This window comes from Streptomyces sp. A1277 (genome assembly GCF_004795015.1).
Taxonomy (GTDB): Bacteria; Actinomycetota; Actinomycetes; order Streptomycetales; family Streptomycetaceae; genus Streptomyces.
Window position 1 is genome coordinate 256,538 of record NZ_SSBI01000002.1, and the last position, 12,834, is coordinate 269,371.

Annotated in this window: 8 protein-coding genes; 4 read left to right on the forward strand and 4 right to left on the reverse strand. The window is 70.5% G+C overall.

Going from position 1 to position 12,834, the window contains the following annotated elements; translation table 11 throughout:
- Nucleotides 1–252: 252 nt before the first annotated feature.
- The 4 genes from mutA to rho all read left to right on the forward strand — a co-directional run bounded on the left by mutA (nt 253) and on the right by rho (nt 6,777).
- The gene (gene mutA, locus E6R18_RS02575; protein ID WP_136315161.1) at nt 253–2,109 is read left to right on the forward strand and encodes a methylmalonyl-CoA mutase small subunit; all 1,857 of its coding nucleotides are present in this window, start codon (nt 253–255) and stop codon (nt 2,107–2,109) included.
- Nucleotides 2,109–4,310 (forward strand): methylmalonyl-CoA mutase, encoded by a 2,202-nt coding sequence (gene scpA / locus E6R18_RS02580; RefSeq protein ID WP_136315162.1) that lies wholly within the window; start codon nt 2,109–2,111, stop codon nt 4,308–4,310. The genes mutA and scpA overlap by 1 nt, the downstream gene beginning before the upstream one ends.
- Before the next feature lie 11 nt (nt 4,311–4,321).
- The gene (gene meaB / locus E6R18_RS02585; RefSeq protein WP_136315163.1) at nt 4,322–5,320 is read left to right on the forward strand and encodes a methylmalonyl Co-A mutase-associated GTPase MeaB; all 999 of its coding nucleotides are present in this window, start codon (nt 4,322–4,324) and stop codon (nt 5,318–5,320) included.
- Between the two features lie 314 nt (nt 5,321–5,634).
- On the forward strand, nt 5,635–6,777 hold the full coding sequence (gene rho, locus E6R18_RS02590) for a transcription termination factor Rho (protein WP_136315164.1): 1,143 nt from the start codon (nt 5,635–5,637) through the stop codon (nt 6,775–6,777).
- Between the two features lie 11 nt (nt 6,778–6,788).
- Here rho and E6R18_RS02595 read toward each other — a convergent pair whose 3' ends face one another.
- The 4 genes from E6R18_RS02595 to E6R18_RS02610 form a co-directional block, all read right to left on the reverse strand.
- The gene (locus E6R18_RS02595; RefSeq protein ID WP_136315165.1) at nt 6,789–8,150 is read right to left on the reverse strand and encodes an NAD(P)/FAD-dependent oxidoreductase; all 1,362 of its coding nucleotides are present in this window, start codon (nt 8,148–8,150) and stop codon (nt 6,789–6,791) included.
- 131 nt (nt 8,151–8,281) lie between these two features.
- On the reverse strand, nt 8,282–8,584 hold the full coding sequence (locus E6R18_RS02600; protein ID WP_168712267.1) for a hypothetical protein: 303 nt from the start codon (nt 8,582–8,584) through the stop codon (nt 8,282–8,284).
- Nucleotides 8,585–8,658: 74 nt separating this feature from the next.
- Nucleotides 8,659–10,389 (reverse strand): cytochrome c oxidase subunit I, encoded by a 1,731-nt coding sequence (gene ctaD / locus E6R18_RS02605; RefSeq protein WP_136315167.1) that lies wholly within the window; start codon nt 10,387–10,389, stop codon nt 8,659–8,661.
- A 175-nt stretch (nt 10,390–10,564) separates the two neighbouring features.
- Nucleotides 10,565–12,784: an NADP-dependent isocitrate dehydrogenase gene (locus E6R18_RS02610; protein ID WP_136315168.1), complete on the reverse strand. Its 2,220-nt coding sequence runs from the start codon at nt 12,782–12,784 to the stop codon at nt 10,565–10,567.
- Nucleotides 12,785–12,834: the final 50 nt, after the last annotated feature.

The following is a 12,834-nucleotide window of genomic DNA, read 5'->3' on the forward strand; positions in this document are numbered from 1 at the left end:
CGCCGAACCGGCTGCCGGGAAGGCGGCGACGAGGTGCTCCACTGGTCCCACAGCCACGGGCGTGTCCTCTCCGGATGGATGGATTGCCAGCAGCATAACTTCGGGCATTCAGTGGTGCACTATGACAAAGCGCCACCCGGCGAAAGGCAGGGCCGACGCGACCGTGTGTGAAGGATCAGGTGCTGTGAGGGAGGGCAAGGTCACAGGCCGACGCACTGCTGCACCCACGGGACCTGCCCTAGCATCTGGGCCATGACGGTCCAGCCTGCTGACGGGCTTTCGCTGGCCGCCGGATTCCCTGACCCCGCCCATGAGCAATGGCAGAGCCTCGTCGAGGGTGTGCTTCGCAAATCGGGCAAGGATGTCTCGGGACCGGCCGCCGAGGAAGCGCTGTCCACCACGGTGGAGGACGGGCTCATCACCCGCCCCCTCTACACCTCGCGCGACGACGCGCCCGATACCGGTCTCCCCGGCTTCGCCCCCTTCACTCGCGGCAGCAAGCCCGAGGGGTCCACGACGGACGGCTGGGGGGTACGCCAGCGGCACGCGTACACGGATCCCGCCCGCCTCAACGAGGCCGTGCTCACGGACCTGGAGAACGGTGTCACCTCGCTGTGGCTGGCCGTCGGCGGCGCCGACGGCGTACCGGTGTCCGGTCTGGAGCGGGCTCTGGACGGCGTACTCCTCGACCTGGCGCCCATCGTCCTGGACGCGGGCGCCGAACTGGACGCGGCGGCAACCGAGTTGCTGCGGCTGCACGCGGAGCGCGGGGTACCGGCGGGGCAGGTGCGGGGCAGCCTCGGCGCCGATCCGCTGGGGCGGGCCGCGCGCACCGGGACCGAGCCGGAGCTGACGGCGGCCGTCGGCTGGGCGCGGCGCTGCGCGCAGGAGTACCCCGGGCTGCGGGCGATCGTCGTGGACGCCATGCCGTACCACGAGGCCGGCGGCTCGGCGGCCCAGGAGCTGGGCGCGTCGCTGGCCACGGGCGTCGCCTATCTGCGGGCGCTGACGGATGCGGGGCTCGGCCTCGAAGAGGCGTGCGGGCAGCTGGAATTCCGGTACGCGGCCACCGCCGACCAGTTCCTGACGATCGCCAAGCTGCGCGCGGCGCGCCGGCTGTGGGCGCGGGTCGCCGAGGCATGCGGAGCCCCGGGCACGGGCGCCCAGCGGCAGCACGCGGTGACGTCGCCGGTGATGATGACGCGGCGCGACCCGTGGGTGAACATGCTGCGCACCACGCTGGCGAGTCTCGGCGCGGGGGTCGGCGGAGCCGACGCGGTGACCGTGCTGCCCTTCGATCACGCGCTGGGCCTGCCCGACGCGTTCGCCCGGCGCATCGCCCGCAACACCTCGACGATCCTGCTGGAGGAGTCGCATCTGGCCCGGGTCATCGACCCGGCCGGCGGTTCCTGGTACGTGGAGCGGCTGACCGACGAACTCGCGGGCGCCGCCTGGGCGTTCTTCCAGGAGATCGAGCGGGCGGGCGGCCAGGCGGCCGCGCTGGGCTCGGGGCTGGTCGCGGAGCGGATCGCGGCCACCTGGGAGGCGCGCAGCAAGGACCTGGCGCGGCGCAAGGAGCCGATCACCGGCGTCAGCGAGTTCCCCTCGCTGAACGAGCGCCCGGTGGAGCGCGAGCCGCTGCCGGCGGTCCCCGTGGGCGGCGGGCTTCCCGTGGTCCGGCGCGACGAGGCGTTCGAGGCGCTGCGAGCGCGCTCGGACGCCCGTCTGGCGGCGACCGGCAGCCGGCCGCGGGTGTTCATCGCGGCGCTCGGCCCGGCCGCGGCGCACACCGCGCGGGCCTCGTTCGCCGCGAATCTCTTCCAGGCGGGCGGCATCGAGCCCGTGCACGAGCCGGTGCGGGTGGACGCGTCGTCGGTGGCCGAGGCTTTCGCGGCCTCGGGGACGGATGTGGCGTGCCTGTGCTCCACCGACGCCCTCTACGCCGAACAGGCCGACGAGGTCGCCCGGGCGCTGGTCGCGGCGGGCGCGCGGCGCCTGTACCTGGCGGGGCGGCCCGGCGAGTACAGCGGCGTCGACGAGTACGTCTTCGCCGGCTGCGACGCGGTGGCCGTGCTCTCTTCCCTTCTCGACCGTATGGGTGTGGCGTAATGCGGATCCCCGACTTCTCCGACATCGAGCTCGGTCCGGGCGGCGGCGCCGAGGTGACCGAGGACCAGTGGCGTGCCGCGGTCAAGGAGTCCTGCGGCAGCTCCGACGGCGACCTGCTGTGGGAGACCCCTGAGGGCATCGCGGTCAAGCCGCTGTACACCGGCCGTGACCTGGAGGGGCTGGACTTCCTGGGTACGTATCCGGGTATGGCGCCGTATCTGCGCGGTCCGTACCCGACGATGTACGTCAACCAGCCCTGGACGATCCGGCAGTACGCGGGCTTCTCCACCGCGGAGGAGTCCAACGCCTTCTACCGGCGTAACCTCGCGGCCGGGCAGAAGGGTCTGTCGGTCGCCTTCGACCTGCCGACGCACCGCGGCTACGACAGCGATCACCCCCGGGTGACGGGCGATGTCGGCATGGCGGGTGTGGCGATCGACTCGATCTACGACATGCGCCGGCTCTTCGACGGCATCCCGCTCGACAAGATGTCGGTGTCGATGACGATGAACGGCGCGGTGCTGCCGGTCCTCGCGCTGTACATCGTGGCCGCCGAGGAACAGGGCGTAGCGCCGGAGAAGCTGGCCGGGACCATTCAGAACGACATTCTGAAGGAGTTCATGGTCCGCAACACCTACATCTACCCGCCGAAGCCCTCGATGCGGATCATCTCCGACATCTTCTCCTACACCTCGACGAAGATGCCGCGCTACAACTCGATCTCCATCTCCGGCTACCACATCCAGGAGGCCGGGGCCACGGCCGATCTGGAGCTGGCCTACACCCTGGCCGACGGGGTGGAGTACATCCGTGCGGGGCGGGAGGCCGGTCTGGACGTCGACGCGTTCGCGCCCCGGCTGTCGTTCTTCTGGGCGATCGGCATGAACTTCTTCATGGAGATCGCGAAGCTGCGGGCGGCCCGGCTGCTGTGGGCCAAGCTGGTCAGGGAGTTCGGCCCGAAGAACGCCAAGTCCCTCTCCCTGCGCACCCATTCCCAGACCTCGGGCTGGTCGCTGACCGCGCAGGACGTGTTCAACAACGTCACCAGGACCTGCGTGGAGGCGATGGCCGCGACCCAGGGCCACACCCAGTCACTGCACACCAACGCCCTGGACGAGGCACTGGCCCTGCCCACCGACTTCTCGGCCCGCATCGCCCGCAACACCCAGCTCCTCCTCCAGCAGGAGTCCGGCACCGGCCGGGTCATCGACCCCTGGGGCGGCAGCGCATACGTGGAGAAGCTCACGTACGACCTGGCACGCAGGGCCTGGCAGCACATCGAGGAGGTCGAAGCCGCCGGCGGCATGGCCAAGGCCATCGACGCGGGCATCCCCAAGCTCCGCATCGAAGAAGCCGCCGCCCGCACCCAGGCCCGCATCGACTCCGGCCGCCAGCCCGTCATCGGCGTCAACAAGTACCGCGTCGACACCGACGAGAAGATCGACGTCCTGAAGGTCGACAACTCCTCCGTCCGCACCCAGCAGATCGAGAAACTGCGCCGACTGCGCGAGGAACGCGACGAGCATGCCTGCCAGGACGCGCTGCGCGCCCTGACGGCCGCCGCCGGACGGGACCCCGGCCCCGGTCTCGAAGGCAATCTGCTGGCGCTGGCCGTGGACGCGGCCCGTGCGATGGCGACGGTGGGCGAGATCTCGGACGCGCTGGAGAAGGTGTACGGCCGGCACGCCGGCCAGATCCGTACGATCTCCGGTGTGTACCGCAACGAGGCAGGTCAGTCACCGTCCGTGGACCGGACCCGCGTGCTTGTCGACGCGTTCGAGGAGGCGGAGGGGCGGCGTCCGCGCATCCTGGTCGCCAAGATGGGCCAGGACGGGCACGACCGGGGCCAGAAGGTCATCGCGACCGCCTTCGCCGACCTGGGCTTCGACGTGGACGTCGGCCCGCTCTTCCAGACGCCGGGCGAGGTCGCCCGGCAGGCGGTCGAGGCGGACGTGCACATCGTGGGCGTCTCGTCCCTGGCCGCCGGCCACCTCACGCTCGTCCCGGCGCTCCGCGAGGAGCTGGCCGCCGAGGGGCGCGAGGACATCATGATCGTGGTCGGCGGGGTCATTCCGCCGCAGGACATCGAGGCGCTGCGCGAGGCGGGGGCCGCGGCCGTGTTCCCGCCGGGGACGGTGATCCCGGAGGCGGCGCACGACCTGGTGACGCGCCTCGGTTCCGCTCTCGGTCACGAGCTGTGAGCCGCTGACCGATGGCCCCGAGGATCGATCTCGACAGTTATGTGAAGGGGGTGCTCGACGGGAAGCGCGCGCACATCGCGCGCGCCATCACCCTCGTCGAGTCCACCCGCCCCGACCACCGGGCGCTGGCACAGGAGTTGCTGCGCGAACTGCTTCCGCACTCGGGCACCGCCCGGCGCGTCGGCATCAGCGGTGTGCCCGGGGTCGGCAAGTCGACGTTCATCGACGCGCTCGGCACCATGCTCACCGGGCTCGGGCACCGGGTCGCGGTGCTGGCCGTCGACCCGTCCTCCAGCCGTACCGGCGGCTCCATCCTGGGCGACAAGACCAGGATGGAGCGGCTCGCGGTGGACCCGGCAGCCTTCGTCCGCCCCTCCCCCACCGCCGGAACCCTGGGCGGGGTGGCCAAGGCGACCCGCGAGTCCATCGTGGTGATGGAGGCCGCTGGGTACGACGTGGTGCTGGTGGAGACGGTCGGTGTCGGCCAGTCGGAGACGGCGGTCGCCAACATGGTCGACACGTTCCTGCTGCTCACCCTGGCGCGCACCGGTGACCAGCTGCAGGGCATCAAGAAGGGCGTCCTGGAGCTCGCGGACGCCATCGCGGTCAACAAGGCCGACGGCCCGCACGAGCGCGACGCCCGCGCCGCCGCCCGTGAACTCGCGGGCGCGCTCCGGCTGATGCATCCGGCGGACGCGGCGTGGACCCCGCCGGTCCTGACGTGCAGCGCCCGCGAGTCGAGCGGGCTCGACACCCTGTGGGAGCGGTTGGAACAGCACCGGGCACTGCTGGAGTCGACCGGCAGGCTCGCGCAGAAGCGCAGCGAGCAGCAGGTCGACTGGACCTGGACGATGGTCCGGGACGAGCTGCTGGAGAGCCTGCGCGGGCACGCCGGAGTGCGGGCACTGGCGCCGGAGCTCGAACGGGGGGTGCGGGAGGGGACGCTGCCGGCGACCCTGGCCGCCGAACAGATCCTGGATGTGTTCAGGGGGTCCGGGCCGACGCCCTGACCAGCCGGAACACCTGATCCACCCAGCCGCCCGGCCTTCTGTGGCCGGGCGGCTTCCGCGGTCCTGCCCAGTGGGCGTGGTACATTTCCATCGGTACCTGTGCACGTCTCGTTCCTCAGACGCCGGTGCCCTTGCATTTCTCTCACGCTGACGCACCCGTCGCTCGCGACCGGTGATCCAGCTTTGTCACACCGTTTCCCCAGTCCGGTACGGACTCCTCCACCGGGCTTTCCCGCCCGTCGTCCGGGGCGTGACCATCCGCCCCCGTCTCTGCCGGGCCCCTTCATTCGCATGTCCGCGAAAGGACCACCCGCATGACCACCACACTCGAACACCCCGTCACCTCCCGGCCCCCCGCTCCCACGGCCGCCGCCGGCATCCTCGACGTCACGCACCAGCAGAACGGCGCCCTGCGCTCGCCCCAGGGCCACCCGGCCCCCCACGACGTACAGGTCCCCTCGGCGCTCATCCGCCGCTACGGCCTGCGCAAGGGCGACGTGGTGGAGGGCCACTGCGAACGCGCCCGCTCCCTGAGCACCGTCGAACGCGTCAACGGCCTCCCCCCGCAGGCACTGCGCGGCCGCCCGCACTTCCGTGACCTCACCCCGCTCCACCCCCGGCAGCGGCTGCGCCTGGAGACCCCCTCCGGCAGCCCGTCGACCCGGATCGTCGATCTCGTCGCCCCGGTCGGCAAGGGCCAGCGCGGACTGATCGTCGCGCCGCCCAGGACCGGCAAGACGGTCCTGCTCCAGCAGATCGCGGCCGCCGTCGCCGAGAACCACCCCGAGAGCCATCTGATGGTGGTGCTCCTGGACGAACGGCCCGAAGAGGTCACCGACATGCGCCGCTCGGTGCGTGGCGAGGTCTACGCCTCGACGTTCGACCGGCCCGCCAAGGAGCACATCGCCCTCGCCGACCTCGCGCTCGCACGCGCCGAGCGGCTGGTCGAGCAGGGCCGGGACGTCGTCCTGCTGCTCGACTCGCTCACCCGGCTCTGCCGCGCCCACAACAACGCGGCGAGCAGCGGCGGGCGCACGTTGAGCGGCGGCGTGGACGCCTCGGCGCTGCTCGGCCCCAAGCGCCTCTTCGGGGCCGCCCGCCTCACCGAGGAGGGCGGCTCCCTGACCATCCTGGCCACCGCGCTCGTGGAGACCGGCTCCCGGGCGGACGAGTACTTCTTCGAGGAGCTGAAGGGCACCGGCAACATGGAGCTCCGGCTCGACCGCTCACTGGCCGAGAAGCGCGTCCACCCGGCGGTGAACATCGCCGCTTCCGGCACTCGCCGCGACGAACTCCTCGTATCGGCAGACGAGTTGGCCGCCGTACGGGGGCTGCGCCGGGCCCTGCACGGCCGGGACGCGCAGACGTCCCTTCAGACCCTGCTGGACCGCATCCGGCACACCCCGGACAACGCCGCCTTCCTGCGGCTGATCCACACCACCGTGCCGTCCGCCTGACCGGCGCGCGGTCACATCCGGGCGTGCAGCGCGGCGGTGTGCTTGCGGACCTGCTCCGGGGTGAGGTAGCTGTCGGTATATTCAAAGTCCCGCAGCGTCGCCGGTTTGCGCATCTGGAACCCCGTGCGCACGAAGTCGTCGCCGGCGGTGGCGTTGATCAGCCAGTTCGCCATGACTCGGGCCTTGGCCACGTTGGTGCGCAGCGCCGTCCAGTGGTAGCCCCGGGCCACGGCCTGGGCACCGATCCCGTGCATCTCGATGCCGAGGGGCTTGGAGACGGCGTCCTTGCCGCCGAGGTCCACGACGAGCCCGAGGTCCTTGTGGACGTACGGCTGGAGCGGCTGGTTGCGGAGGGTCGCCAGGAGGTTGTCGGCGAGCTTGCGGCCCTGGCGGATGGCGTGCTGGGCGGTGGGCGGGCAGACCGCGCCGTCGCCCTTGGCCAGGTCGGGCACGGCGGCCACGTCGCCGAGCGCGAACAGGCCGTCGTGACCCGGCAGCGTCATCTCGGGGGTCACGGCCAGCCGGCCCTTCACGGTCTCCGCGTCGAAGGTGGCGACCAGCGGGCTGGCGGCGACCCCGGCCGTCCAGATCAGCGTCCGGCACGGCAGCACCCGGCCGTCGGTGAACTTCACGGTGTCGGGCCCCGCCTCGGCGATCGACACCCCGAGCGATACCTCGATGCCCCGGTCGCGCAGCACCTTCAGCGCGCTCTTGCCGAGCTTGTCGCCCAGTTCGGGCATGAGCTTGGGCGCGATGTCGATCAGGTGCCACTTGATGAGCTTGGGGTCGAGGCGGGGGTAGTGCCGCAGCGCGTTGGTGGTGAGCCGCTGGAGGCAGGCCGCGGTCTCGGTGCCGGCGTACCCGCCGCCGACCACGACGAACTGGAGCCGCGAGGCCCGCTCCTCCTCGTCGTTGCTGGCGTCCGCCAGGTCGAGCTGCGCGATCACGTGGTCGCGTACGTAGGCGGCCTCGGCCAGCGTCTTCATGCCGCGTGCGTTGTCGAGGAGCCCGGGGATGTCGAAGGTGCGGGTGACGCTGCCGGGACTGAGTACGAGGTAGTCGTACGGTTCGTCCACGATCTCGTCGGTGATCTTGCGAACCACGCACACCTTGGCCTCGGGGTCCACCCCGATGGCCCCGCCGGGGATGATGCGCGTGCGGTGGCGGCTGCTGCGGCGCAGCGACACCGCGACGGACTGGGGGGTCAGTACACCCGAGGCCACCTGGGGCAGCAGGGGCAGGTAGAGCTGGTACGAGAACGGGGCGACGAGCGCGACGTCCGCTTCACCCGGCCGCAGCCCCCGTTCCAGTCGGCGTACGCACTCGACCCCGGCGAAACCGGCTCCGACAACGAGAATCCTGGGTCGTGCCACAGTGATCGTCCCTTCTGGGGGTCTGCACGGTCGTCCGTTCGCCTGCCCCGTCACACGCGCCCGTCACCTCTCATCTTTACGACAGGGGTGCGAGTCCGCCTGCTGGGACGGCAGAACGGACGACCTACCGCTCATCTGGCCAGGTACGTCACCACGCCGCAGGCTCCGCCCGCCGCGCTCGCGCACACCACCGCCGTGGCGACACAGCGGGCGCGGAGCCTGCGGTAGCGCTCGCTGTACTCGCCGCGCAGCTGCATGGCGCGGGCCGAGATGCGCGCGAGCATCACCCGGGATTCGGCGGTCCGCTCCGCGGTGTAGGCCCGCTCCACGTCCTCGCGCTGGGCCGTCGTGAGCCAGGGCAGCTGGTCGGTGAAGCGGCGGGCGAGCCTGCGCGCCTGTTCGACCTCGGCGTTCCACAGCAGGTAGCCCTCCATCTGGGCCAGCCCCCGGGCGCTCTCGGTGTCCGGGCCGCAGGCGGCCCGGTTCTCCTTTCCGCCGTCCCTGACGCTCACGCCTGCTTGTCCCCCGGTGCCACCGTCACGGAACGGTCGGGGCGGGTGGCTGCCTCCTCCAGCTCACGCACGGCCGGGTGGTGCAGGTCGAACGCCGGGGACTCGGAGCGGATGCGGGGCAGGGTGACGAAGTTGTGGCGCGGCGGCGGGCAGGAGGTCGCCCACTCCAGCGAACGGCCGTAGCCCCACGGGTCGTCGACCTCGACCTTCTTGCCGTACTTGGCGGTCTTCCACACGTTGTACAGGAAGGGCAGCATCGACAGGCCGAGCAGGAACGAGGAGATCGTCGAGATGGTGTTGAGCGCGGTGAAGCCGTCCGCCGCGAGGTAGTCGGCGTACCGGCGGGGCATGCCCTCCGCGCCCAGCCAGTGCTGCACCAGGAACGTGCCGTGGAAGCCCACGAACAGCGTCCAGAAAGTCATCTTTCCGAGCCGCTCGTCCAGCATCTTGCCGGTGAACTTCGGCCACCAGAAGTGGAACCCGGCGAACATCGCGAAGACCACCGTGCCGAAGACGACGTAGTGGAAGTGCGCCACCACGAAGTACGAGTCCGAGACGTGGAAGTCGAGCGGCGGGGACGCCAGGATCACGCCGGTCAGGCCGCCGAAGAGGAAGGTCATGAGGAAGCCGACCGACCAGAGCATCGGTGTTTCGAAGGAGAGCGAGCCGTGCCACATCGTGCCGATCCAGTTGAAGAACTTCACCCCGGTGGGCACCGCGATGAGGAACGTCATGAACGAGAAGAACGGCAGCAGCACACCGCCGGTGACGTACATGTGGTGCGCCCACACCGTGATCGAGAGGCCGGCGATGGCGATCGTCGCACCGATCAGGCCGATGTAGCCGAAGATCGGCTTGCGGCTGAAGACCGGGATGATCTCGGAGACGATACCGAAGAACGGCAGGGCGATGATGTACACCTCCGGATGCCCGAAGAACCAGAAGAGGTGTTGCCACAGCAGCGCGCCGCCGTTGGTGGCGTCGAAGACGTGCGCGCCGAACTTGCGGTCCGCCTCCAGCGCCAGCAGCGCCGCGGCGAGCACCGGGAAGGCCAGCAGGACCAGCACAGCGGTCAGCAGAACGTTCCAGACGAAGATCGGCATGCGGAACATCGTCATGCCGGGGGCGCGCATGCAGATGATCGTGGTGATGAAGTTGACCGAACCGAGGATCGTGCCGAAGCCGGAGAGGGCCAGACCCATGATCCACAGATCGCCGCCGACCCCGGGCGAGCGGACCACGTCGGTCAGCGGGGAGTAGGCGAACCAGCCGAAGTCGGCGGCGCCGTTCGGGGTGAGGAAGCCGGCCACCGCGATGAGTGAGCCGAAGAGGTAGAGCCAGTAGGCCAGCATGTTCAGCCGCGGGAACGCCACGTCGGGCGCGCCGATCTGCAGCGGCATGATCCAGTTCGCGAATCCGGCGAACAGCGGCGTCGCGAACATCAGGAGCATGATCGTGCCGTGCATCGTGAACGCCTGGTTGAACTGCTCGCTCGACATGATCTGCATGCCGGGGCGGGCCAGCTCGGCGCGCATGAAGAGCGCGAGGAGCCCGCCGCCGAGGAAGAACGCGAACGAGGTGATCAGGTAGAGCGTGCCGATCGTCTTGTGGTCCGTGGTGGTCGCCCACTTGATGACGACGTTGCCGGGCTCCCTGCCCTGCACCGGTAGCTCGTTGGCGTACGACTCCTCGTCCTCCGCCGTACCTGCTGTGCCCGTCGTCGTCACAGGGCCGCTCCTTCGGTCTGGTCATCCGCGCGTTATCGGATGCAGCAAACCAGTGAAGGGCTCCCCGCGCGCGGCCCGGCACCCGCCGTGGCGCGACTTTCACCCGTCAGGGTGGTCGCCGCGGGAACGGCGATGCCCCGGCGCGGCGGGGCCGGCCGGGGCATCACGCGTCAGGTCAGGCGAGGCTCGCGATCGCCTGGTTGAACGTCGTGGAGGGACGCATGACGGCCGCGGCCTTGGCCGGGTCGGGCTGGTAGTAGCCGCCGATGTCGGCCGGCTTGCCCTGGACCGCGATCAGCTCGTCCACGATCGTCTGCTCCTGCTCGGCCAGCGTCTTGGCGAGCGGGGCGAACGCGGCGGCGAGGTCGGCGTCGGCGGTCTGCTGCGCCAGCTCCTGGGCCCAGTACAGGGACAGGTAGAAGTGGCTGCCGCGGTTGTCAATGCCGCCGAGGCGGCGGCTGGGCGACTTGTCCTCGTTGAGGAACGTGGCCGTGGCGCGGTCCAGCGTGTCGGCGAGGACCTGGGCGCGGGCGTTGCCCGTGGTCTGCGCGAGGTGCTCGAAGCTGACCGCGAGGGCGAGGAACTCGCCCAGGCTGTCCCAGCGCAGGTAGTCCTCCTTGACGAGCTGCTGCACGTGCTTGGGCGCGGAGCCGCCGGCGCCCGTCTCGAAGAGGCCGCCGCCGTTCATCAGCGGGACGACGGAGAGCATCTTCGCGCTGGTGCCGAGCTCCAGGATCGGGAAGAGGTCCGTCAGGTAGTCACGGAGCACGTTGCCGGTGACGGAGATGGTGTCCTCGCCGCGGCGGATGCGCTCCAGGGAGAAGGCGGTGGCGTCCTGCGGGGTCATGATCTCGATCTGCAGACCCTCGGTGTCGTGCTCGGCGAGGTACGTCCTGACCTTCTCGATGAGCTTCGCGTCGTGGGCGCGGCCCTCGTCGAGCCAGAAGACGGCCGGGTTGCCGGTCGCGCGGGCGCGGGTGACGGCGAGCTTGACCCAGTCCTGGATCGGCAGGTCCTTGGTCTGGCACATCCGGAAGATGTCACCGGCGCCGACGGCCTGCTCCAGCACGGCGTTGCCGGCGGCGTCGACGACGCGCACGGTGCCGGTGGCGGGGATCTCGAAGGTCTTGTCGTGGCTGCCGTACTCCTCGGCCTTCTGCGCCATGAGGCCGACGTTGGGCACCGAGCCCATCGTGGACGGGTCGAAGGCGCCGTTGGCGCGGCAGTCGTCGATCACGACCTGGTAGACACCGGCGTAGCTGCTGTCCGGCAGGACGGCGATGGTGTCGGCCTCCTGGCCGTCCGGGCCCCACATGTGGCCGGAGGTGCGGATCATGGCCGGCATGGAGGCGTCCACGATGACGTCGCTGGGGACGTGCAGGTTGGTGATGCCCTTGTCGGAGTCGACCATCGCGAGGGCGGGGCCTTCGGCGAGCTCGGCCTCGAAGGACTCCTTGATCTTCGCGCCCTCGGGCAGCGCGTCCAGGCCCTTGAGGATGCCGCCGAGGCCGTCGTTCGGGGTGAGTCCCGCCGCGGCGAGCGCGTCACCGTGCTCGGCGAAGGTCTTCGGGAAGAAGGCGCGCACGACGTGGCCGAAGATGATCGGGTCGGAGACCTTCATCATCGTGGCCTTGAGGTGCACGGAGAAGAGCACGCCCTCGGCCTTGGCGCGGGCGATCTGGGCGGTGATGAACTCGCGCAGCGCGGCGACCCGCATCACGGAGGCGTCCACGACCTCGCCCGCCAGGACGGGTACGGACTCGCGCAGGACGGTGGTGGTGCCGTCGTCGCCGGCGAGCTCGATGCGCAGGCTGCCCGGCTCCGCGATGACCGCGGACTTCTCGGTGGACCGGAAGTCGTCGACGCCCATGGTGGCGACGCTCGTCTTGGAGTCGGCGGTCCAGGCGCCCATGCGGTGCGGGTGGGTCTTGGCGTAGTTCTTGACCGACGCGGGGGCGCGGCGGTCGGAGTTGCCCTCGCGCAGGACCGGGTTGACGGCGCTGCCCTTGACCTTGTCGTAGCGGGCGCGGACGTCCTTGTCCTCGTCGGTCTTCGGGTCGTCCGGGTAGTCCGGGAGGGCGTAGCCCTGGCCCTGGAGCTCGGCGATCGCGGCCTTGAGCTGCGGGATCGAGGCCGAGATGTTGGGCAGCTTGATGATGTTGGCGCCGGGGGTGGTGGCCAGCTCGCCGAGCTCGGCGAGAGCGTCGTCGATGCGCTGGTTCTCCTGGAGGCGGTCGGGGAAGCTGGCGATGATCCGGCCCGCCAGGGAGATGTCCCGGCTCTCCACGGTGATCCCGGCCTTGGAGGCGTAGGCCTCGATCACGGGCAGGAACGAATACGTCGCCAGGGCCGGGGCCTCGTCGGTGTGTGTATAGATGATGGTCGAGTCAGTCACCCTGTGCTCCGCTCCACGTCTGCAACATTGCTTGACATCAAGATATCTCG

Excerpts from the sequence above, each read along its gene's own strand:
- mutA (WP_136315161.1), top strand. The coding sequence starts at position 253 with ATGACGGTCCAGCCTGCTGACGGGCTTTCGCTGGCCGCCGGATTCCCT.
- scpA (WP_136315162.1), top strand. The coding sequence starts at position 2,109 with ATGCGGATCCCCGACTTCTCCGACATCGAGCTCGGTCCGGGCGGCGGC.
- meaB (WP_136315163.1), top strand. The coding sequence starts at position 4,322 with ATGGCCCCGAGGATCGATCTCGACAGTTATGTGAAGGGGGTGCTCGAC.
- rho (WP_136315164.1), top strand. The coding sequence starts at position 5,635 with ATGACCACCACACTCGAACACCCCGTCACCTCCCGGCCCCCCGCTCCC.
- E6R18_RS02600 (WP_168712267.1), bottom strand. The coding sequence starts at position 8,584 with ATGGAGGGCTACCTGCTGTGGAACGCCGAGGTCGAACAGGCGCGCAGG.